At 46.3% G+C, this 25,044-nt stretch carries 13 protein-coding genes; 3 read left to right on the forward strand and 10 right to left on the reverse strand.

Going from position 1 to position 25,044, the window contains the following annotated elements; all coding sequences use genetic code 11:
- Nucleotides 1-857: 857 nt before the first annotated feature.
- Nucleotides 858-3,455: a bifunctional aconitate hydratase 2/2-methylisocitrate dehydratase gene (gene acnB, locus Q4Q46_RS16070; protein ID WP_311906460.1), complete on the reverse strand. Its 2,598-nt coding sequence runs from the start codon at nt 3,453-3,455 to the stop codon at nt 858-860.
- A 434-nt stretch (nt 3,456-3,889) separates the two neighbouring features.
- Here acnB and hxpB point away from each other — a divergent pair, with 434 nt between their 5' ends.
- Nucleotides 3,890-4,549 carry a hexitol phosphatase HxpB gene (hxpB, locus tag Q4Q46_RS16075; RefSeq protein WP_311906461.1) on the forward strand — a complete coding sequence of 220 codons (660 nt, stop codon included), beginning with the start codon at nt 3,890-3,892 and terminating at the stop codon, nt 4,547-4,549.
- Between the two features lie 115 nt (nt 4,550-4,664).
- The gene (locus Q4Q46_RS16080) at nt 4,665-5,018 is read left to right on the forward strand and encodes a DUF2845 domain-containing protein (RefSeq protein WP_311906462.1); all 354 of its coding nucleotides are present in this window, start codon (nt 4,665-4,667) and stop codon (nt 5,016-5,018) included.
- A gap of 80 nt (nt 5,019-5,098) precedes the next feature.
- On the opposite strand, the gene Q4Q46_RS16085 is transcribed toward Q4Q46_RS16080, so the two are convergent.
- The 9 genes from Q4Q46_RS16085 to ampD form a co-directional block, all read right to left on the reverse strand.
- Complete coding sequence (locus tag Q4Q46_RS16085; protein WP_311906463.1) at nt 5,099-7,141, reverse strand: M13 family metallopeptidase; 2,043 nt, start codon at nt 7,139-7,141, stop codon at nt 5,099-5,101.
- A gap of 219 nt (nt 7,142-7,360) precedes the next feature.
- The gene (locus Q4Q46_RS16090; RefSeq protein WP_014615289.1) at nt 7,361-9,577 is read right to left on the reverse strand and encodes a patatin-like phospholipase family protein; all 2,217 of its coding nucleotides are present in this window, start codon (nt 9,575-9,577) and stop codon (nt 7,361-7,363) included.
- A 297-nt stretch (nt 9,578-9,874) separates the two neighbouring features.
- Nucleotides 9,875-14,368, reverse strand: a complete 4,494-nt coding sequence (locus Q4Q46_RS16095; protein WP_311906464.1) for an EAL domain-containing protein — start codon at nt 14,366-14,368, stop codon at nt 9,875-9,877.
- Between the two features lie 456 nt (nt 14,369-14,824).
- Nucleotides 14,825-16,252, reverse strand: a complete 1,428-nt coding sequence (lpdA, locus tag Q4Q46_RS16100; RefSeq protein WP_006084361.1) for a dihydrolipoyl dehydrogenase — start codon at nt 16,250-16,252, stop codon at nt 14,825-14,827.
- A gap of 147 nt (nt 16,253-16,399) precedes the next feature.
- Nucleotides 16,400-18,409, reverse strand: coding sequence for a dihydrolipoyllysine-residue acetyltransferase (gene aceF, locus Q4Q46_RS16105; protein WP_311906465.1), 2,010 nt, complete (start codon nt 18,407-18,409; stop codon nt 16,400-16,402).
- Between the two features lie 12 nt (nt 18,410-18,421).
- Nucleotides 18,422-21,088 carry a pyruvate dehydrogenase (acetyl-transferring), homodimeric type gene (aceE, locus tag Q4Q46_RS16110; protein WP_006083344.1) on the reverse strand — a complete coding sequence of 889 codons (2,667 nt, stop codon included), beginning with the start codon at nt 21,086-21,088 and terminating at the stop codon, nt 18,422-18,424.
- An 81-nt stretch (nt 21,089-21,169) separates the two neighbouring features.
- Nucleotides 21,170-21,922, reverse strand: a complete 753-nt coding sequence (pdhR, locus tag Q4Q46_RS16115) for a pyruvate dehydrogenase complex transcriptional repressor PdhR (RefSeq protein WP_006083345.1) — start codon at nt 21,920-21,922, stop codon at nt 21,170-21,172.
- A gap of 239 nt (nt 21,923-22,161) precedes the next feature.
- Nucleotides 22,162-23,013 carry a beta-lactamase regulator AmpE gene (gene ampE, locus Q4Q46_RS16120; RefSeq protein ID WP_311906466.1) on the reverse strand — a complete coding sequence of 284 codons (852 nt, stop codon included), beginning with the start codon at nt 23,011-23,013 and terminating at the stop codon, nt 22,162-22,164.
- A gap of 69 nt (nt 23,014-23,082) precedes the next feature.
- Nucleotides 23,083-23,646 (reverse strand): 1,6-anhydro-N-acetylmuramyl-L-alanine amidase AmpD, encoded by a 564-nt coding sequence (ampD, locus tag Q4Q46_RS16125; RefSeq protein ID WP_311906467.1) that lies wholly within the window; start codon nt 23,644-23,646, stop codon nt 23,083-23,085.
- Nucleotides 23,647-23,916: 270 nt separating this feature from the next.
- On the opposite strand from ampD, the gene nadC reads away from it, so the two are divergent.
- A complete protein-coding gene (nadC, locus tag Q4Q46_RS16130) occupies nt 23,917-24,804 on the forward strand; it encodes a carboxylating nicotinate-nucleotide diphosphorylase (RefSeq protein WP_311906468.1) in 888 nt (295 codons plus the stop codon).
- Nucleotides 24,805-25,044: the final 240 nt, after the last annotated feature.

Here is a 25,044-nt window from a genome sequence, read left to right on the forward strand (position 1 = left end):
CTATTTATCCGAAAATAAGTAGTAAGTCTTTGTACATATTGCTATGAACACTCATCACTCTCGTGAAAGAATTGGTTGATTTAAATTTTTGACTGCCAACCCGAAGGTTAAGCAGTTTCGATTAACTCAACACCTGTGAGTGTCCACACAGATTTCTTGTTTTATCTTGTTAAAGAGCAACTCAATATCCGTAAGAGGACTTGAGTACCACACTGAGCGTCGAACGCTTCCAGTTGGCTAGGGCTGCGTATTCTACGCATTTCCCGTTTCGCGTCAAGGAGTTTTTTCAACTTCTTGCTGCGATTGAATTAAGTGCTTAAAAGCGACTCAATTCAACCTAACTCGTCAGCTGGCTTTCGCTGTCTGCCGTGTCAGTGGATGCGCATTATAGGGAGATTGAGAAAGTGCGCAACCCCTATTTCAAGGAAATTTGCAGTTAATTCTAATTATCTAATCTAACCACACCATACCCACCACTTACCCCCAAAGTTATCCACATTTTAGTCAAAACAATGCCTTTACTCTGCATTTTTCATAGCAAAAGCCCATGGAATGATCTGTTGGTAAATATGAAAATAGAAGGTTCAGTCTTTCAAAAACTAGATTCAGTGAGGTGAAGCCGGACACTGATTGGGATAGCGCCTTTAGTTAACAACCTAAAGACAGATGCACTTGGCTATTTATGCTTATTTATTAATGCTTCGTTATTTATGGAATCCTAGCCTGTTATATGGAAGAGACGAAGCATCACTATTTAGATGAGCTATTTGTACATATATATGCGCAGAGAGAAACTTACCCACAAAAAAGCCAGCTCATGCTGGCTTTTGACATCAAGTTACCTTAACGGTAATCGATTATACGGCTGACTGGAAGATCACTTCTGAGGCTTTCTTAGTGTAAGACTCGATTTGATCGAAGTTCAAGTAACGGTAAGTGTCAGCCGCTGTCGCGTCCAACTCTTTGGCGTATTCTTGATATTCTTCAGGTGATGGCAGACGACCCAACAGTGCAGCTACCGCAGCCAGTTCAGCAGAGGCTAAGTATACATTAGCACCTGTACCTAAACGGTTAGGGAAGTTACGAGTCGACGTCGATACCACAGTCGAACCTTCAGCCACACGTGCTTGGTTACCCATACACAGTGAACAACCTGGGATCTCGATACGCGCACCTACACGACCGAAAATCGCGTAGTAGCCTTCTTCAGTCAACTGATCTCTATCCATCTTAGTCGGTGGTGCAATCCACAGACGAGTTGGAAGAGTTTTAGCGAACTTGTCTAGCATCTTACCGGTTGCGCGGAAGTGACCAATGTTGGTCATACAAGAACCGACGAACACTTCGTCAATCTTAGTTTGCGCAACAGATGACAGCAGTACTGCATCATCAGGATCGTTTGGCGCACACAGGATTGGCTCTTTGATGTCGTTTAAATCGATTTCGATCACTGCAGCGTACTCAGCATCTTTATCGGCGCTCATCAGTTCAGGATTCGCTAACCACTCTTCCATGCCTTTGATACGACGTTCAATGGTACGACGATCGCCGTAACCTTCAGCGATCATCCACTTCAGCATGATGATGTTTGAGTTCAGGTATTCGATGATAGGTTCTTTGTCTAACTTGATAGTACAACCGGCCGCTGAGCGCTCAGCTGATGCATCAGACAGTTCGAAAGCTTGTTCAACTTTCAAAGTTTCAAGACCTTCGATTTCCAGTACGCGACCAGAGAAGATGTTAACTTTACCTTTCTTCTCAACAGTCAACAGACCCAGCTCGATAGCTTTTAATGGGATAGCATGGACCAGATCACGCAGTGTGATGCCGGGTTGCATTTTGCCTTTAAAGCGCACTAATACTGATTCAGGCATATCGAGTGGCATAACGCCAGTCGCCGCAGCAAACGCCACTAAGCCAGAACCTGCTGGGAATGAAATACCAATTGGGAAACGCGTATGCGAGTCACCACCGGTACCAACGGTATCAGGCAGCAGCATACGGTTTAACCATGAATGGATAACACCGTCACCTGGACGCAGTGATACACCGCCGCGATTCATAATGAAATCTGGCAGAGTATGATGTGTATTCACATCCACTGGCTTTGGATAAGCCGCAGTGTGACAGAATGACTGCATAGTCAAATCGGCACTGAAACCTAAACAGGCTAAATCTTTCAGCTCGTCACGGGTCATAGGACCTGTGGTGTCTTGTGAACCGACAGACGTCATTTTAGGTTCGCAGTATTGGCCAGGACGCACGCCAGCTACGCCGCATGCTTTACCGACCATTTTCTGGGCAAGGGTATAACCTTTACCCGTATCTGCCACGTCTTGTGAACGTACGAATACGTCAGATACACCTAAGCCTAGTACTTCACGGGCTTTGTCAGTTAAACCACGACCGATGATCAGTGGAATACGACCACCAGCACGCACTTCGTCTAACAGCACGTCAGTTTTTAAGCTGAATTCTGAAATTACTTCGTCGCTATCGTGACGCTTAACCACACCGGCGTATGGGTAGATGTCAATCACATCGCCCATTTCCATTTTGTTTACGTCAAGCTCGATTGGCAGTGCGCCCGCATCTTCCATAGTGTTGAAGAAAATCGGTGCAATTTTACCGCCAAGGCAGAAACCGCCAGCGCGCTTGTTAGGGACAAATGGAATGTCATCGCCCATAAACCACAGTACTGAGTTAGTCGCAGATTTACGTGATGAACCCGTACCGACAACGTCACCCACATACACTAATGGGAAACCTTGTGCTTTTAACGCTTCGATTTTTTCCACTGGGCCAACGGCGCCAGCAACGTCAGGCTCGATACCATCACGGGCGTTTTTCAACATAGCTAACGCGTGCAATGGGATATCAGGACGTGACCATGCATCGGGTGCTGGCGACAAGTCATCGGTGTTGGTTTCACCAGAAACTTTAAATACTGTCAGAGTGACTTTGTCGGCCAGTTTAGGACGGCTTAAATACCAATCTGCATTTGCCCATGCTTCAACTACTTGCTTAGCAAACTCATTGCCCGCTTCCATCTTCTCAACCACATCGTGGAAAGAATCGAACATCAGCAAAGTGTGAGATAAGGCTTTAACAGCTAAAGGTGCTAACGCTGGGTTATCCAGCTGCGCGATCAGAGGTTCGATGTTGTAGCCGCCTTGCATTGTGCCTAACAACTCAGTAGCACGCTCAGCAGATAGAATCGGTGATTTTTCAGTGCCTTTGGCAACCGCATCTAAGAAAGCAGCTTTAACATAAGCGGCTTCATCAACACCTGGGGGAATTCGATTTTCAAGCAGGTCGAGAACGAAAGCCTCTTCACCTGCGGGTGGATTTTGAACTAACTTAACCAGTTCAGCCACTTGATGTGCATCTAATGGCTTAGGGACTACGCCCTCTGCAGCACGTTCTGCGACGTGTTTACGATATGCTTCTAGCACGGCAACATTCCTCTTTGTTTGGCGCTCTAACAACGAAACTGCACGTCTTCTTAATTGAAGCTGACAGTCCGACATGATCGACCCGTATTTCCGGCCTGCAGTATACTACAGCTTTGCAAAAGTATGAATCAGGTCACACTCGGCAAAAAGCGAAATAAGGACTAAATCCGGCGGCGAATGCCAACTTACGGGAATATTAAAACAAGTGAAATTAGACAATAGTTTGAAAACAGACAAAAAACCATACACTACAAATAGTTAACAATGTTTCATTAATTTTAAATCGAACAGGCAATTTTCAGCGCCCTAGATCAAATATGTGTAAATTTTTCTCATCTTGCGCCATTTTGGCTTTTAAGATGCGGTGCGAGAACTTACACTCAGGCTTAATTTACTGCATATCTCAGTTATTTCCCCAGTCCATCGGAGTACCAATGACATCCCTTAGCATTCAAGCCGTTATTTTTGATATGGATGGCGTTTTAATCGATTCAGAACCCCTATGGCAAAGGGTCGAGTATGAAGTGTTATCCGCACTTGGCGTGCCAGTAACGATAGAGACGATTCAACAAACCACAGGTTTACGTATCGATCAGTGCGTCGATTATTGGTACCACAAAGCTCCTTGGCCTCACTACGATAATGCCAAGGTCAGCCAAGCGATTGTCGATAAGGTCGCCAGTGAAATTCTGGTTAGCGGCGAAGCTATGCTGGGCGTTCACGAAGCGATTGATCACTGCCAAGCACTGGGTCTTAAAATCGGCTTAGCCACCTCTTCGTTTTACACTATTATCGAGGCGGTGCTCTCTAAGTTAGGGCTCAGCGATAAATTTATGGCAGTGCAATCGGCCGAGGGCCTCACCTACGGCAAGCCCCACCCTGAAGTGTATTTGAATTGCGCTAAGGCATTAGATGTCGATCCCCGCTATTGTCTTGCGATCGAAGATTCTTTTAACGGCTTAATTGCCGCACGAGCGGCCAATATGCAAACGCTTGCGATCCCCGCACCGGAGCAAAGAGGCGATGTTAAGTGGGTTATCGCCCACCATCAAGCTGAGAACTTATTGGCCTTGCCGACACTCTTAACACAATAACGCCATAACACGCCTAGCCTTAGCTGGGCGGATAAGCTGAATTTTGGCCATATGGATAATGAGTTTTTACCATATGGATGAATAGCAGAATGCTGTATGTACGAGAGGGGAGCCAATGAAGTACCTGTCTTTATTATCACCCGTATTATTACCCATGGGCTTAATACTCATGTCCGTTAGCTTGTCCGCTAATGCGGGGGGTGCTATGCACTGCAAGCAACAAGTGGTCAACACTGGCGATACCTTAACCACTGTGCTGGAGAAGTGCGGCTCACCCAGCGATATTCGCGAATTTAGTTTGCCAGCGACTTATCTCAACTCAGACGGCGACCAAGTGATCGATCCCAGCAAGTTGCCGACTGAGTATCAAGAATGGACCTATGACTTTGGACCGACACGCTTAATGCGCCGGCTTTATGCCACGGACAATAAAGTCACTAAAATCGAATCCTTAGGTTACGGACATTAATCAGCAGCATCCTAGATTATGGTCATCAATAAAAAAGCCAGACATTGTCTGGCTTTTCTTATTTCAATCAACTGAATGTATTACCAAATTTTTACACGTTCATCTGGTGTTAAATACATTTTATCGCCTTCTTTCATCTCGAAAGCTTTATAAAAGGCTTCCACGTTACGCGGCGTCCCCATAGCGCGGTAGTGACTCGGTGAATGCGGATCTGTCAGCAAACGACGGCTCAACTCTTCATCACGATAGTTACGACGCCATACTTGCGACCAACCCACAAAGAAGCGTTGCTCACCCGTTAATCCATCAAGCACTGGCGCGGGTTTGCCGTTAAGGCTCATTAGATACGAGCGTGCCGCTACGGTTAAACCACCTAAGTCGCCGATGTTTTCCCCTAAGGTCAAATCACCGTTAACAAACTTGCCGGGCAGCGCTTCATAACCAGAGTATTGCGCTGACAGTTGTTTACCGCGTTTTTGGAATTCTTCGCGATCTTTATCCGACCACCAATCACGTAGGTTGCCATCACCATCGTACTTAGCGCCTTGGTCATCGAAACCATGGCTGATTTCATGGCCTATCACTGCACCAATACCACCGTAGTTCACTGCATCATCGGCATCCATATTGAAGAATGGTGGTTGCAGAATCGCAGCTGGGAATACGATTTCGTTTTTCACTGGGCTGTAATAAGCGTTTACCGTTTGTGGTGTCATGCCCCATTCGGTACGATCGATTGGCTTGCCAAGCTTGTTGATCATGTCTTGATATTCAAACTGAGCGTAACGCATGTAGTTACCCACTAACTCGTCAGCCTTGATATCTAAACCTGAGTAATCTTTCCACTTATCTGGATAACCGATTTTATAGGTGAATTTAGCCAGTTTTTCTTGGGCGGCGACTTTGGTTTCTGGCGTCATCCACTCAAGTTCATTGATGCTAACCTCAAAACCTTTGATCAAGTTTTTGATCATAGTTTCCATACGCGCTTTAGCTTCTGGCTTGAAGTATTGCTTAACATACTCTTCGCCTACTAACTCACCAATCACTTGGTCGGCGCCATCAACCGCTTTTTTCCAGCGTGGTTGTTGCTCTTCGATACCCATTAAGGTTTTGCTCTTAAAGGCGAAGTTCAAATCAACAAAGTTTTTGCTCAGTAACTCGGCGTAGCTATCTACTAAGTGGAACGTGAGATAATCCTGCCAAGCCGATACCGGGAAGGTCTCGAAACCGGCACCAAGTTTTTCGAAGTAAGAGGGCTGGCGCACTATGATGTCAGTGACTTTGTCGCCTAAACCTGCGCTGGACGCGAAGGCATTGAAATCAAATTGACCCGTTAACTTTTGCAATTCAGCGCGATCTAACTTGTTGTAAGCCTTATTGGCGTCGCGAGATTCCACTCGGCTCCACTGGCTTTTGGCGATCATCATTTCAATATCGGCAACGTTTTTAGCCGCGCGTTTAGCATCCTTGTAACCCGCTTCGGTCAGTATGTCTGTCACATACTTGGCCATGGCTTGGCGATTAGCGGCAAACTTAGGATCATCTTTCAGATAATAGTCTCGGTCCGGCAGCGTAAGGCCCGACTGGCTTAGATACACGGCGTACTGAGTTGAGTTTTTGGCGTCATTATTGACGTAAAAACCAAAGGGAATACCAGAGCCGGTCGTCAGCAATTTACCCATAACGGCAGGTAAGTCAGCGTGTGTTTTTGCGCCAGCAATATCGGCCAGCAATGGCTTAAGCGGAGTAACACCTAAGGTTTCAAGCAAATCGGTATTCATAAAGCTAGCGTTGAAATCACCAATCTTCTGCTCATTAGAACCTGCCGCTGGATTCTTTTTAGCAGCCGCTTCGTCGATGATCTTTTTCAATGCATCTTGGCTTTGATCGTACAGCACAGAAAATGCGCCGTAGTTAGACTTGTCGGCTGGAATAGGCGTATTAGCCAACCATTTACCGTTAACGCTGTAATAGAAATCGTCTTGATGGCGAACTGAGGCATCAAAGTTTTGTAATTCAATGCCAGAAATCGCGGCGACTTCAGTTTTAGGCTCAGTACTACAAGCGGCTAAACCTAAACTCAGGGCGATACCCAGTGCCAGTGTGCTTATCTTCTTCATTGTTTTCCCCAGCTTCCTTAAGAGTTATTATTTTTCCCGCAAAACCTTAGCATCTTGCTACGCCCCACAGTAGCAAGATTTTGTAAAAGGATATGACACTTTAGCGACGCGCGAACTGATTTAGATAAGATGGCATCAAAGTCGTTTAGGATTTTTATCGCACAAAAAATAAGGGCACAACCTCAGTCATGCCCTTAAGATTTTCATATGCATCACTCGCTAGAAGTTTTTACCCACAAATAAATAGAAGGACTTATCGCCAAGATCTGTGATCCCAAAGCCGATTGCCGCAGGTCCCATGGAAGTATCAGTACCAATGTAGAGACTCGATGCATAAATCAGATCAGTGAGAGTGACTTCAGAGCGCTCATCCCAGACATTCCCCGCTTCCAAACTCCAACCTAGATACAAAGGATAATCTGTCATTCCGAGCGCATCACGCCCGAGATCATATTGATAAACAAAGGCGCCAAAGACTTTATGCGCGCCTGTCAGTGAGTCTTTATGGTAGCCAGATAGATTTAAAAATCCACCCAGCTCAGATAGATGCAGCGTATTCATCCCATCATTATCGTTGGTTGAAATCGATGCCTTACCCACAAAAGCATGATTGCCGACACTCAAGGCGCCCTTCCAGTCGGCCTCTATCTGCACACTGTATTGGTTTTGGTTATCGTCGATAATGTCATCGAAATCTTCATTGCGCACATAGACGTTTAAGGTCACGCGATTACCCGACGTCGGAAAACTAATACTGTCTAAGCTGTCGTAGCCGAATCTAAAGTAAGCTCCATAGGAGCTAAAATCCAAGTCCCTTGACAGCCAAGCATCATTAATTATCGCGCCCTTCTCCGCCACTAAACCCAGCTCAATCATGCCCTGTGAGGTGTAGTTGTAGCCGATACCCAGTTCTATGGTGTGGGTTTTCTTGTCGAAGGTGAGCAGACGATTGTTGTTATCGTATAAGTCCCAATTACGGGTATCGTATTGATAACGGGCGCGGCTAAAGAATTGTTGGTCTCTGTCTAATGGCTGATAGAACTCAGTCGCAAACAACTTTTCCATACCGAGTTTGATTTCATTGCGCCATTCGCCGCCATTGAAGGTCAAATCCGTCATGGTATAGGCCATGTCAAAACTGATGGCAGATTCAGAGTTAAAATCATCCTCCCAGTTAAAGCCCAATTGAAAATAATTTGGCCCCCAAGACTTAGCTTTAGTGGTCACAGTCAGTACACGGCCGTCTTCACCCTCGACAAACTCAGCATCGACACGCTCAAACTTATTGAGGGAATAAATACGCTTTAACGCCTCATTAAGCTCGTCCTTAGACACAGCTTGCCCAGGTTTAATGTTCAAAGTTTCCGTTAAGAGATTCAGACTCACCTTAGATTGGTTATCGAAGACAATTTCATTAACAGAATGACGCACATCCGCCATTAACAACTTACCTTTGGCTTTTTTGGCCTCGACATAGGCGGCATACTCCTCAGGGCTCACGCTCATGCTGCTCAGCTTATCAAGCTGTCCATTAGCGGCTTCTTTGCCGAGGGTTAATGCCAAGGGCATGATAGTGAAATCTGTGGTGCTCAAGGCGTCGATCGCGGGACGGATCAATACATCTTTATCAGTCAGCAGCAGTTTTTGTTTTTCGGTGCTGGCATTGGTCAAAAAGTTGGAGAGCTGATCGAGCACGGCAATAGTGCTGTCTAATTTATCTTTTTTGACTAGAGGTGAGCCAATATCGACGGCAATAATAATATCGGCGCCCATGGCCTTAACAACATCGACGGGCATATTGTTAGCAATACCGCCATCGACCAATAACTTACCGTCAATTTGAGCTGGCTGCAGCGCACCGGGAACTGTTGCAGACGCTTGCATGGCTTTGACCATACTGCCGTGACTGATCACCACAGGTAAGCTGGTTTCTAAATCGGTCGCCACTGCACGGTAGGGAATGGCTAAATCATCGAAATTACCAAATTGCTGTACTAGATCGGTAGACTGACGCAGAAGTTGCGACATAGTCTGACCACGCAGCAACCCACTTGGCGCCCTTACTTGGCCTTCGTTATAACCAATGTTCAGCGGAATATTGTAGCGATCGCGTAACTGTTTATCCCTATAACTCAAAATATTACGCGGGATAGTATCCGAGTAGCCACTGTCCCAATCAACACCCATCATGATCGCTTCGACTTCGCTGGCGCTGTAACCCAAGGAGTACATGCCTGCGACATAGGCACCGATACTGGTGCCCGCGATGTAATCGACCGGGATGTTATGTTCTTCTAATATTTTGAGCACCCCCACATGGGCAGCGCCTTTAGCGCCGCCGCCACTGAGTACGACACCAATTTTAAGGCGCTCTGCCGCCATCGACGGAGTCATGCACAAACACAAAATAATAGAAGCGAGTAGTTGACGCATCATGGTGAGGTTACTTTTTTATGGGATAAAAATCCGAGTTATATTACCAAACTTATCGATTTAACCGTCAGTCATATTTTATCTGGACCGACTAGTGATAAGACTGTGTACTATTTACACAAACAGATGCAGTTTAATTGAATAAATGACGAAACAAAATATCAATCGTGGCTGAATATTTTGTCATTTAAATCTCAGGACGTAAGTTTATATCTTGCTGATTACCGCCAATAATCAGCACAAATATCAAGGACGCATGATCAAACATAAGCGAGCCGATAATTGGCTATGTGATCTTACTTAATGCTCAATAGCGACGATTCTGTTATCTGTTTCTAAATAGCGTTCAAAATCAGCCACGCACATAGGCTTAGCAAAATAATACCCTTGAATAATATAACAGCCGCGGCTAAATACTTGCTCTAACTGCTCAACCGTCTCAATCCCTTCGGCAACCACATTTAATTTAAGGTTACGGGCTAATTCAATAATACTGCTTACAATCGCCTGATCGGCTGTATTGGTGGCGATATCAATCAAGAAGGAGCGATCGATTTTTAAGGTATTCACCTCAAAATGGCGTAAATAAGCCAGAGAAGAATAACCCGTCCCAAAGTCATCAATGGCAACTTCAATCCCCAAGGATTTCAATCGCGTGAGATGATCTTTAGCGACGTGCAGCTCTTTCATCAATACGCCTTCAGTGATTTCTAAGCCTAAAGACGCTGTCGGCATTTGGGTTTCATGCAGAATGCTTTGTATGTCTTCAATAAAATCTGGCTGTCTGAAATGCACCGCCGAAATATTAACCGACAACTTAAAGGTAGCGCCATAACGTTTCGCCCAATGGGCTCCCTGCACACAGGCCTGCCTTAACACCCAGCGGTCAATATCGACAATTAAGCCGCAGGCCTCGGCAACTTTAATGAAAATATCGGGACGAATAAAACCGTCCTGCGGATGTTTCCAGCGGATTAATGCTTCCATTCCTATGGGTTTATCGTTACGTAAAATATCAATTTGCGGCTGGTAATAAAGCTCAAACTCTTGCCGCTCTATGGCTTTACGTAAATCGGCCTCAAGCCGTAAATGATAGAGGGCTTGGGCATTACGTTCAGAGGAATAATATTGGAAATTCCCCCGTCCTTCTTCTTTGGCGTGATACATAGCAAGATCGGCATTCTTGATAAAGGCCTCGGGCTGCATTGCATCATCGGGCCAAATACTGATGCCAATACTGGTCGAAATATAAAACTCACGGCCATATAACTTAAAAGGCGCCACAATTTGTTCCAGCAGCCGCTCGGCAATGTGATTGATCTCGTCAATGCTATTGGCATTTCTGAGTAAAATCACAAATTCATCGCCGCCAAAGCGGCAGAGCATATGCTCGCTAGCAATACAGGATTGCAGTCGGCTTGAGGCTTCGACCAGCAAGGCATCGCCCATGCTATGTCCATAGGAGTCATTAACATGCTTAAATCTATCGAGATCTAAGAAGAGTAACGCTAATTTCTCACCCGTTTGCTGCGCGGCCTGAATCGACTGTAATAGGCGACTAGAAAATAAGGAGCGGTTTGGCAATCCCGTAAGCACATCGTAATTGGCTAGGCGGCGTAAATCGGCTTCGGCTTGTTTACGTTCGGTAATATCCGAGAATACCACCACATAATGGGTCACTTTACCGTTGGCACTTTGCATCACAGATACGTTTAGCCACACAGGACAAGGTTGCTGACTGGCGTTAATTAACTCACGCTCGCCCGTCCAAGACTGGCTATCACTGAGGAGTTGCTTGATTTCCGATGCCAAACCGTCATTCATCTGTACAAATTGGGTAAAGGATTGGCCTACTAAGTCAGCAGAATCGATGCCGATAATTTGCTGTGCCGCGTAATTCGCCACGCGAATACTACCTTCGACATCTAAAATCAGTACACCTTCAGAGGTGTTACCAAAGGCTTTTGCCAGCAAATTCACTTCATCTTCTAACTGGCGTTGCACGGTAATATCACTATAAATACCCGCGACCCGCTCAACCTCATTGGAGTGTTTATTGCGTGCGACGGGTCGCCCTTTTACCCTTAACCAGCCCCAATTACCCTCCTTGCGCTGATAACGATATTCGGCTTCGAATCTATCGTTCTCCCCCGCCATCATGCTATTCCACTGATCGATCACTTTTTCCCTATCCTGTGGATGCACGGGCAAATCCTCTAAACTCACCACAATCTCATTGGCATGGGTACCAAGCACAGAACCGCGATTATCGAGGTGAAATGCCTGCGTATTCTTATGCCATTCCCAGAGATCTGAGTCACTGCCGCGTAAAGATTGCCTTAGTCTGTCATCACTCTCAGTTAATGCTTGATTCATTTGTTTAAAGGTATTGATCTGACGTTGTCGGTACCAAGCAAGACTTAAGGCAATAATGGAAAATAACAGCAGTAAAATGCCCTTAAAACCTTGGGATAACCACCAATGCTGCTCAACATAAAAGGGATAGGTAAAAGGTTTGTCTGACCATATGCCATTCACCTGACTCAAAATATCTAATACATAACCACCCGCAGCTAAACCTGCGAGGTTAATCTGCGCCTCCCCCTGAAGCAGCACATAACGACTCTCTTCATCTTGATGACGTAAGCGATATTTAAATTGGATGGGCGAATCATCGAGATAATCTAAGTTAGTGATTTGAAAACTAACCATATTGGCTTCGGGTTTGATGGTCATCAGGTTACGCGGCAACAAGGACACTTCTGTCGTGTTGTTATAGTAAACAGAGACAGATTCAAGCATCACATGGTCATCGGTAATGCGGTTAGCCAGCCTATCGACATCCAGTCGCATCACGCCCTCGGGCGTGCCTAAGTAAAAGCCTGTTTTAGGTGAGTAAAAATAGGCGCCTTCGTTCATCTCATCGGAAATTAAACCATCGAGTTGATTAAACATTGCAATATTGCCCGTTTGAATATCCTGACGAATCAAAGAATCCGAGCAGCCCACAAGATTAGACTTAGGCGTTTTTTGAATAAAAAACACTGAGCTACAATTTAATTGCCATTCGGAAGTCAGTGAAATTAACGATCCCGTTTGCTGATGGTATTCGAATAAACCTTTTTCATAGGAGCCAAACCAGATCACCCCAGGTGACATTTCTTCAATATGACTGACCGTTGGCTGTGCCGCAAAGGCGTTAAATAACTTCCGCTGATCATGAAACTCGTTTTGGCTGTCGATATAGCCAAAGACTTTTTTACCGCTAACCCACAGACGACCGTCAGAAGTACGATAAATCGTGCGGATAACGGGTCGCTTGGGGCCATCAAATTTGTCCGATGATTTATCAATATCAAAGGGCTGAGGTTCGTACAGTCCCATTTCCCAAAAATACAGCCCTGATGTGGTCGCAATCCAAATGCGTCCTTTCAGTTTAGGGTCACGATAGGTTTTATAAATGAGCTTATTTTTAAAGCCATCATTACCGTGGGTCCACTTAGCAAAACTGCTGCCTTGCAAAGTGTCTTTATCGACAACAAAGAGACCGCTAGTTGTCGATAGCAGTAAATAATGTCCCTCAAACTCACTGATATCATAAATGCTTTCATGGGGATTAAATCCCTCAATCGGCACGTTAAATGCCTTACTACTGCCTTTAGCAATAAAATCCAAATTGGAAGAACCTAGCCAAACGCCTTCATCACTGGCATGCACTGACCAAGTCATGGCATCACTCAATTGATAGGGTTCATCGCCGGTATAAGTGTCGAGGATAAAATCAGGCTGTGACGCTAACAATGCCAATCCATCACCAGAGCCTCCAACCCACATCAAGCCTGCATCATCAAACAACATGGCTTTCAGCGTTTCCATGTTGGCCTCAGCCTTCAACTCTTGCTGATAATTCTCAATCAACCGCGTCTCAGGCGACCATTTTAACAAGCCAATACGACTGGCAAACCACAAATACCCTTTAGCATCTTCAATGATCGCTGTGCTCCAATCGGGTAATTCTGGCACAGGTGTAATTTGATGAGCAATTTGATCTAATTGATAAACACCGCGCCCTGTCGCAATCCAGATCCTATGTTGAGTATCCTCCAACATATCGAGAATACTGCCCATAGATTCGGTCCAAGGGTATTGGAACAGCCGTTCGCCCTTGTTATCGAGGAGCTCTAGTTGCAACTGCCCCGCAACCAACATGTGTCCATTGGGCATAAGTAATAACTTGCGCCAAGGAAGGTCGCGATTAACAGCTAATTGGGTGATAAGGCGCAGTTCTGACTTTGAAGGGGAAAACTCATAGATCTGACCATTATCAATTAATAATCGCCATGTTTTGCTATTCTTGCGGGCTGCCGATATCAGCGCACCACCTGGAAACTGCGGGAATAGATAGGGAGAACCAAACGCGGTAAATTGATTTTGTACTATATCGTAAAGGTAAATCGCGGCATTGGTACTGACCAATAACTTGTCTCGGTCGATGTTTACCACTGTCGTTAAAAAGTCATCCGCAAGCCGTGATTCCGTGCCAATTTTATCAATGCGCCGCACCTTAGAATTACTGACCCGATACAAGCCCTGCTCAGTCGCGGCCCATACAAAACCGTAATCATCTAAGGCCAGGCCTCGGATACTGGTGACCGCTAAACCATCCCTATCAGTAAACACTCGCTGCACAAAACCGCCCGCCCAAGCCGAGTGGACGCTAATCAGTGAAAGGATGAAACATGTCAGAATTGTTCTAATTATTTTTGTTTGCATGTGACAACTTACTTCATACATATACCCAAACCACCTCAAAATGCAGAATTCAGCGGCTGATGTTAACGGCATGGTAACGCACTTTCAGCAAGGCTATTTATTGCTCCTGCATAAATGGCATTCACGACATATATGGCGATTGCGGCTATTTATAGGCCTAGTGGGCTAAGTCAAAAATAGCCAACACGGCATAAAGTGCGTTACCCCGTGGTTAACATCAGCCACCGGGACGGAGCACCCAGGGCACTCCACTTCCGTGTTGCATCAATTCAAAAGGTGGCCGACATTTTTTCATTGATGCGCCTTGAATTGAAGCACCCTGGGCGCTCTGAAACTCGTATTTTGAGGTCGCTTGGGTATAACTGTACTGTAGCAGCTCAATCCTATCAATTCATCCGCTTGTTTACATAAAATTTACAAAAAAATACAGGCAATAAAAAAGCGCTCAAATGAGCGCTTTTTTAATCGACAGCTAAATTACTTTTTCTTTGCCTTTGGGTTTGGCAAATCAGTAATAGAACCTTCGTACATTTCAGCCGCTAAGCCCACTGATTCGTGCAGTGTTGGGTGAGCGTGAATGGTTAATGCTAAATCTTCAGCATCACAACCCATTTCAATCGCTAAACCGATTTCGCCTAACAGCTCGCCACCGTTAACGCCAACAATCGCACCACCGATTACGCGATGAGTGTCTTTGTCGAAAATCAGCTTAGTCATGCCTTCGCTCGCATCAGATGCGATAGCGCGGCCACTTGCTGCCCATGGGAAAGTTGCGGTTTCGTAAGCAATACCTTGCTCTTTCGCTTCTTTCTCAGTTAAACCAACCCAAGCTACTTCTGGGTCAGTGTAAGCAATTGATGGGATCACTTTTGGATCGAAGTAGTGCTTCATGCCAGCGATAACTTCAGCCGCTACGTGGCCTTCGTGCACGCCTTTGTGAGCCAACATAGGTTGACCAACGATGTCACCAATTGCATAGATGTGCGGTACGTTAGTACGCAGTTGCTTATCAACCTTGATAAAGCCACGCTCATCAACGTTAACACCTGCTTTTTCAGCATCTAACGACTTACCATTAGGTGCACGGCCAATTGCTACCAATACGGCATCGTAACGGACTGCTTCAGTTGGTGCGCTCTTACCTTCCATAGAAACATAAATACCGTCTTCACGGGCTTCTACCGCTGTGACTTTAGTTTCAAGGATCAGGTTGAATTTCTTCTTGATTTGCTTAGTGAATACGCGAACAACGTCTTTATCAGCCGCTGGGATCACTTGGTCGAACATTTCAACCACGTCGATCTCGCTGCCTAAAGAAGCGTACACAGTACCCATTTCTAGGCCGATAATACCGCCGCCCATTACTAACAACTTGCCTGGAACTTCTTTCAGTTCTAATGCGTCAGTCGAATCCCAAATACGGGGATCTTCATGCGGAATGAATGGCAGTTTGATTGGGCGAGAACCCGCAGCAATGATCGCTTGCTCGAATTGAACCACTTTGACAGTGCCATCTTCAGCAGTCACTTCTAGCGTGTTAGGGCCAGTGAATTTACCAAAACCGTTAACCACGTTAACTTTACGCATTTTGGACATACCGCCCAATCCGCCAGTTAATTGGCCAATAACTTTTTCTTTAAAGCCACGTAACTTATCTAAATCGATAGTTGGCTCGCCGAAAACCACACCGTGAGCAGCAACGGCTTTGGCTTCTTCGATAACTTTAGCAACATGTAATAGGGCTTTAGATGGGATACAACCCACGTTAAGACACACGCCGCCTAAAGTGCTAAAACGTTCAACGATAATGGTTTCAAGACCTAAGTCCGCTGCACGGAAAGCCGCAGAATAACCTGCAGGACCTGCACCTAATACCACTACCTGAGTTTTGATTTCGTTACTCATGTTTTCCTCTAATTCTCATTCAATCCGTTGGAGGAGCTATCCTGCCAACCGAAAATGCGCCAGCGCGTAAGGTGGGCGCATTTTAACCTGTGTTTGATACTGATCACAATAAACAAAAGGCCACTCAAGATGAGCAGCCTTATATGCTTACAGAACCAAAGTACGAATATCGGACAGAATTCCTGACAGCGTCACACTAAAGCGTGCAGCCATAGCACCATCGATCACACGGTGATCGTATGACAGCGACAGTGGCAACATCAATTTAGGTTCGAACTCTTTACCATTCCACTTAGGCTTAATTTCAGATTTAGACACACCTAAAATCGCCACGTCTGGGTAGTTAACGATAGGCGTAAACGCTGTACCGCCAATGCCACCTAAACTAGAAATAGTAAAACAGCTACCTTGCATGTCAGCAGATTTCAGCTTGCCATCACGGGCACGGATAGAGATATCAGCCAGTTCACGAGATAACTCGATAATGCCTTTCTTATCCACGTCACGCACGACTGGCACAACCAAACCGTTTGGCGTATCAACCGCCACACCGATGTGGAAATACTTCTTCTGGATCAGTGATTCGCCATCGCTACTTAAGCTTGAGTTGAACACTGGGAACTGTTGCAACGTTTTAGCCACAGCTTTTAGCATAAACACTAAAGGCGTGATCTTGTAATCGGCTTTTTTCTTCGCCGCTACATCGTTTTGCTGCTTACGGAACTCTTCCATTTCAGTGATATCAGCTTCATCGAACTGAGTCACGTGCGGGATAGTTACCCAGTTGCGGTGTAAGTTAGGGCCAGAAATCTTCTGGATACGGCTTAATGGAATCTCTTCCACTTCACCAAACTTACTGAAATCAACTTTAGGTGCTGCAATCACTTGCAGACCGCCGCCGTTACCTGAACCCACAGAGGTTGCCGCAGTGGCTTTCGGACGAGACAGTTCGTATTTCACATACGCCTGAACGTCTTCTTTCATGATGCGACCTTTACGGCCAGAACCTGTCACTTGGGTCAAATCGACACCAAATTCACGGGCTAAACGACGTACCGCAGGAGACGCATGTACCGCACCGGTAGACACAGGTGTACCTGCGCTTGGATGGTGTGGCACTGGAGGACGGCTTGCAGGTGTTGGGGCTGCAACGGGCGCCGCGCTCACTGGAGCAGGAGCAGGAGCAGGAGCTGCCGCTTGAGCAACAGGTGCAGGAGCTGCACCCACTGTCAAAGTTTCAATCGTCGCAATAACGCTACCTTGAGAAACCTTGTCACCCACTTTAACAGTCAAAGACAGCAGTTTACCGGCGAATGGCGCAGGCACTTCCATGGTGGCTTTGTCAGTTTCAAGGGTAATCAAACCTTGGTCAGCAGTGATTTCATCACCGACAGACACGAGCACTTCGATCACATCGACATTGCTGGCATCGCCAATATCCGGCACTTGAATTTCTTTTACCGCAACCACACTTGCCGCTGGTGCAGCAGGTGCTGCGGCCACTGGCGCTACCATAGCGGCAGGAGCCGCTTGGGCAGCAACAGTTGGCGCGACTGCAGCTGCAGCGCCGCCAACTTCAAGCATGATGACTAAAGAGCCTTGCGACACTTTATCGCCAACTGCGACTTTAACGTCTTTAACCACACCAGCGAAAGGTGATGGTACGTCCATCGTCGCTTTGTCTGTTTCTAGGGTAATTAAACCGCTATCAACTTCAATCTTGTCACCGACAGCAACCAGGACTTCGATAACCGATACATCTGTGTCGCCACCGATATCAGGTACAGTCACTTCAACCACTTTGGTTGCGCCCGTCGCAGGAGCTGCAGCCACTGGGGCTGGAGCCGCTTGAACTGGTGCAGATGCTGGTGCCGCCTGAGCGGGTGCTGCAACTGGAGCCGGAGCGGCAGCTGCCGCGCCCGCTGCTTGCATCATAGCAATCAAAGTACCTTCAGATACTTTATCGCCCACAGCCACTTTCAATTCGGCTAAAACACCGGCGAAAGGCGCTGGAATATCCATAGTCGCCTTGTCGCTTTCGACGGTAAGAATCGATTCTTCTGCCGCTAGGGTATCACCCACAGCCACACAAATTTCGATCACTTGCACTTCATCGCCGCCGATATCAGGAACAAAAACTTCTTTTAATTCAGCCATTTTTATTGCCTCTTACGCGTACTGTGGATTGATCTTGTCAGCGTCGATACCATATTCTTTAATGGCTTTTGCTAACACATCGACAGGCAGCTCTTTGCGATCAACCAGTGATTTCAGTGCCGCAATAACGATGAACTTAGCGTCCACTTCGAAGTGGTGACGTAGATTCTCGCGGCTGTCTGAACGACCGAAACCGTCAGTACCTAACACTTTGTAATCGGTAGGAATATAAGCACGTAACTGTTCGCCGTAAATCTTCATATAGTCAGTCGCTACGATTGCAGGTGCATCACTTGAAATCACTTGGCTGATATAGGCTTGTTTTGGCGTTTCGGTTGGGTGCAGCATGTTCCAACGTTCAGCGGCTTGACCATCGCGAGTCAATTCGTTGAAGCTAGTTACGCTAAATACGTCGGCAGTAATACCGAAGTCTTTCGCCAGTGCTTGCGCCGCTTTACGGGTTTGTTCAAGGATAGTGCCACAGCTCATTAACTGAACTTTGCCTTTACCTGAGCCCGCAACCGTTTCTAATTTGTAGATACCTTTCACTATGCCCACTTCCGCGCCTTCTGGCATGGCTGGTTGCTCATAGTTTTCGTTCATTGTGGTCAAGTAGTAGAAGATATCTTCTTGATTCTCGCCGTACATACGACGGATACCATCTTGTACCACAACGGCAATTTCGTAGCCGTAGGTTGGATCGTAAGAAATACAGTTAGGGATAGTGTTCGCCAATACGTGGCTGTGACCATCTTGATGCTGTAAACCTTCGCCGTTAAGCGTTGTACGACCTGAAGTACCACCGACTAAGAAACCACGAGCACGCATATCACCCGCTGCCCAAGCCATGTCGCCAATACGTTGGAAACCGAACATTGAGTAGTAGATGTAGAACGGGATCATAGGTGTATCGTTGACAGAGTAGCTTGTCGCTGCCGATACCCATGAAGACATAGCACCGAGTTCGTTAATCCCTTCTTGCAATACTTGACCGGTTTTATCTTCACGATAATAAGCCACTTGGTCAGAGTCTTGCGGTACGTATTTTTGGCCTTCGTGAGCATAAATACCCACTTGACGGAACAGACCTTCCATACCGAAAGTACGGGCTTCGTCAGGAATAATTGGCACAATGTTTTTGCCAATTTTCTTGTCTTTCAGCAATGCTGTCAGCACGCGAACGAATGCCATAGTCGATGAAATTTCACGGCCGTTTGAGCCCTGTAAAATCGAATCAAAAATCTTCAGTGACGGCACTTCCATCTCTTCAGTGAACTTTTGACGACGTTGTGGCACGCTACCATGCAGCGCTTCACGACGGCTCATCATGTACTTCACTTCTTCAGAATCTGGACCTGGGTGATAGAAAGGCAGATCTTCTAACTGGTCATCTGGGATCGGGATATTGAAACGATCGCGGAAGTAACGGATAGACTCAACGCCCATCTTCTTCACGTTGTGAGCGATGTTTTTACCTTCACCCGCATCACCTAAGCCGTAACCTTTAACGGTTTTAGCGAGGATAACCGTTGGACGGCCTTTGGTTTTTTGTGCATGTTCCAGTGCAGCGTAAACTTTAACTGGATCATGACCACCACGGTTTAAGCGCCAAATGTCATCATCTGACATGTTAGCGACCATTTCGGCCGTTTCAGGATACTTACCAAAGAAGTGTTCGCGCGTATAAGCGCCACCTTTGGCTTTACAGTTTTGGTATTCACCGTCAACGGTTTCTTCCATTAACTGCAGTAGTTTACCGCTGGTGTCACGGGCCAATAATGGATCCCAGTAACGACCCCAAATCACTTTCACCACTTCCCAGCCTGCGCCGCGGAATTCGCCTTCAAGTTCTTGGATGATCTTACCGTTACCACGTACAGGGCCATCAAGACGCTGTAAGTTACAGTTAACGATGAAGACTAAGTTATCTAATTCTTCACGGGCTGCTAAACCGATCGCACCTAAGGCTTCTGGCTCGTCACACTCACCGTCACCTAAGAAACAGTAAACAGTTTGTGCTGAACAATCTTTCAGACCACGGTCAGTCAGATATTTCAGGAAACGAGCTTGATAGATGGCTTGAATTGGACCTAAGCCCATAGAAACCGTTGGGAACTGCCAGTAATCCGGCATCAATTTTGGATGTGGGTATGAAGACAGACCCTTGCCATCCACTTCTTGACGGAAGTTAGCCAGTTGCTCTTCGCTTAAACGACCTTCTAGGAATGAACGCGCATAAATACCAGGGGCGATATGGCCTTGGAAATACACGAGATCGCCACCGTCTTTCTCATTCGGTGCACGGAAGAAGTGGTTAAAACATACGTCATAGATAGTCGCGCTTGAAGCGAAACTTGAGATATGGCCGCCCAACTCTAAATCTTTCTTAGAACCACGCAGAACCATAGCCAAAGCGTTCCAACGGATGATGGCGCGAATGCGACGTTCCATCTCTTGGTTGCCAGGCATGTGAGGCTCTTGACCCGCTGGGATAGTGTTCAAGTAAGCCGTTGTGGCATTGTAAGGCAAGTGAGTGCCATTACGACGCGCTTTATCGATCAGCTTCTCTAGTAAAAAATGCGCGCGCTCTGGGCCTTCCTGTTCCAACACGGCTTGCAGGGCATCAACCCATTCCTGAGTCTCTAATGGATCTACGTCTTGTAGCATATCTTCAGACATGACACTGTCCTTCTCTATATACATGATAATGAATGGTGTTTGCGGCATATTCCGATTTAGCAGGCAGCTAAACTACAGAACTTAAGCGCCACTCTTTAAACGGCGCAAGCTTCGCTGCAACCGGCTATCTTCTTCCCGCACAGATAACATCACCTCTTCGATGTAACTTAAGTGTTCATTCGAGGCTTCTCTGGCGGCTTCGGGATCACGACGAACGATGGCAGCGAGCAAGGCCCGTCTGTGATCGTTAGCCATAGTAGAAGCTTCTTCGCGGCGGCTTAAAAGCTCCAAGTTTTGCGCCACATTTTGATGCAGCACAGGGGTTAAACTGAGAACGAGGTGTAACATAGCCACGTTATGTGACGCTTCGGCAACGGCACGATAAAAGCGCACAATGGCGGCGGCTTGTTTTTCGATATCTGTGGCGGCTTCCACCTCGAGGATCATACGTTTGATATTTTGCATATCGGCATCAGTACCACGCAGCGCCGCAAAATAAGCCATCATACCTTCGGTAGCATGACGGAACTCCAGCAAGTCGTATTGACTCTCTGGATCAGAATTCATAAGTTCAACGATAGGATCGGCAAGACTCTGCCAGAGTTGCTCTTTGACATAAGTACCACCGCCTTGGCGGCGCATTAACAGTCCTTTTGCCTCAAGCTTTTGGATAGCTTCACGCAAAGAAGGTCGAGACACTTCAAACTGGATCGCCAGTTCGCGTTCAGGCGGTAACTTCTGACCGGGCTGCAAACTACCCTCTAAGATCATCTGCTCTAATTGAGCCATAATCACATCAGAAATTTTTGGCTGATTAATTTTACTATAGGCCATCAGGCGCTCAGCTCCGTTGTAAATTGGTCTTACCAATTTTTTTGAGTGAGCGCACTTTATCAAATCAGCGTTTTGATGTCCAGATTGAAGATCACTCCTTAAAAGCGATCTCGATCGAAAGCACTCACGAAGAGAGAGCATAGCGGAAAAAAATGTCTATGGGGTCAGACCATTTGACAGCGCTGAGCTATCTCAGCTCAGACTGCCAAATTCAGCTATCGCTGTGACGCTGATATTGCTTAACTCACCAATCCCAAAATGGTCAGCAGTGATAGTACCGCGACGATAAGTGTAAAGTTGCGTTTACTCAGTACTAATAATGCTAAGGTTGACTGTACACATATAGGTGCACTTGCGACCTCAGGTAAAGGTTGCGCTGCTAATGCCGTCTCAACAACGACAGTGCGAGCACTGGTTTTTATGGTCAAACCATGATGGCGCCATGCGGCTAACCCTTCGCTAAATTGGCCACTTAACGCATAACCAAAGGCAAAGATGCGGCTAGGTAACCAATCCAACACGCTAATCACTTCGCTGACTAATGGCAGTTCAAGGGATTTACGGGCATTTTCTTCGGCATAAAAACGCACTGTGCAATACAACACAGCACCGACTGGCCCCAGAAAAATGAAGAACAAAGCAACGGCGCCGTAATAACGATAGTTAATCCAAGCGACACTTTGACCCACTTTGGCACCAAGGTCTTTCTCGGATACCGCATCCAAACACTCGCTACAATCAAGCTCGGCGGCATAATGGTAACAAGCTTGGACGTCAGAACGACAAGCCGCTTGCATATATTTCTTGAAAATATCACGCTGTTTCTGATGGTTAAAACAAACCACCGCTACGACAATCCATAGCGCTAAACTTAATAAGCCCCAAAACATCCCCGCCACTAACCAAGACAACACATACACCAACAGGGCTGGCAGCACTAACGCCAGCGCCATCATAACGCTCGTCAGTGAGGCTTTATCACCAAAAAACGTCGTTTGGTAGGACTGCAGTAAACGATCAAATTGCCATGATGAAGGAAGAAATTTAAGTCGCTCCACTAAAATGGCGACCAAGAGTGAAAATAATGCCATGGGCTGTACCTCTATAATTTGTCCATAAATAGTCTAGGTTTGTGTGAAATACGTCTAAAATCCAAAAACCTAAGAGCGCAACGCCTGAGTATATTCCTTTAGCTTCCCTAAATATCTTTCCCAATCAAAACTTTGTCCAGGGTCTGTTTTGCGCATTGGCGCAATATCACAATGACCCACAATTCGTTCGGTACTCAGCGATGGATACTCAGCCAACAGTGCTTGCGTCAACGCTGTCAGTGACTGATATTGCTCAGGTGTGTAAGGCTCAGTATCTGTGCCTTCCAGTTCAATACCAATGGAAAAATCATTACAATTCTCTCTCTCGCCATAACGAGAAAGCCCTGCATGCCAAGCCCTGTCGTTACAACTCACGTACTGCACACGCTCGCCATTACGGCGGATCAAAAAGTGCGCCGATACTTCCAAGCCCAGCAGCTGTGCAAAACTGGCATCGGCATTGGTATCTAAGCACCCTTGAAATAATTGATCAATATAAGGTAATCCAAAGCAACCTGCTGGCAGGCTAATATTGTGGATCACCAACAAACTCACTTCACCCAAGGGACGTTGATTAAAATGTGGTGACTCACAACGCCTTGCACCCTCACACCAACCCAATTCAAACCGCATTATGAGCTTATCCTCTATGCCACATAAACTGAGTTACTCTAACAGTATTCAGCCAAGCAAAGAAGAAACCCAGCACACGGAACTGACTGACCTCATCATCTTTTAATATTGAGATCATGGAGCAAGCCATTCACTCCCAAATTAAATAAGCCAGAGGTTGAGTCCTGCCGCACATTCCTCCACGTTGTTCCGTGAGACCTAAGGCCGTGGTAATCTTAACCTAAGATGCAAGTAGGTCGTCAGTAATTAAAGAATGCAAGGACCCCGCTCATGTTAGAAAACGATATTCGCCAGTCAGTAAAATCCGCCCTAAGTGAAGACTTAGGTGGCACCGAAATCAACGATCAAACCAAGGCTATTGCTTATGGTGATATCACAGCAATGTTGATCCCTGCTGATAAGTACGCTGAAGCCACTCTTATTACCCGTGAAGAAGGCGTTTTTTGTGGAAAAGCATGGGCAGAGCAGGTTTTTAATCAACTCGGTGGGGAAGTCGCACTGCATTGGCATGTGGATGATGGCGATTTGGTATTACCCAACCAGTTACTGTGTGAATTATCAGGTCCTGCGCGTGCTATTCTCACTGGCGAACGCACGGCAATGAATTTCATCCAAACCCTGTCTGGCGTTGCGACCTTAACTAAGCATTATGTCGATAAACTGGTGGGCACGCACACTCACCTATTAGATACTCGCAAAACCATTCCAGGTCTGCGCACTGCCCAGAAATATGCCGTCACCTGCGGTGGCGGCAAAAACCATCGTATTGGTTTATATGATGCTTTTTTGATTAAAGAAAACCACATTATGGCCTGTGGCGGTATTCGCCAAGCCGTAGATACCGCCCGCAGCTTGTACCCGAATAAACCCGTTGAAGTCGAAGTTGAGTCACTCGAAGAGCTCGCCTTAGCACTCGACTCTGGCACAGATATCATCATGTTAGATAACTTTGATATCACTATGATGGTCGAAGCCGTAGAGATGAATAATCAATATCGAGCTAAAGACAAAGCAAAGGGCGCTAAGCTTGAAGTCTCCGGCAATGTCACCTTAGATACTCTAGCCGAATTCGCCAAAACCGGTGTCGACTATATCTCAGTTGGTGCACTCACTAAGCATGTTCGCGCCCTAGACTTATCGCTTAGATTGAAAGCCTAAACACTCATTCCCTAGAAGGTGAAACGTTCGCTGAAAACACCTCAGAACGTTTCACTTTTAACCTATTCTAGATCCGATACATTTCTTCTGAGTTCCCGAGGCTAGCCTCTAAGTTATGCCTGTTACTATACAAGCGCACCATCACGCACCATCACCATCAACCCCAGACTCATCACGCTAACATGCCAGCAATTTGACTCGGCCAGTTTAGGTGCCAGCCAAACTGATAATGTCAAAAGT

The sequence above is a fragment of the Shewanella vaxholmensis genome (genome assembly GCF_031932135.1).
GTDB lineage: Bacteria > Pseudomonadota > Gammaproteobacteria > Enterobacterales > Shewanellaceae > Shewanella > Shewanella hafniensis.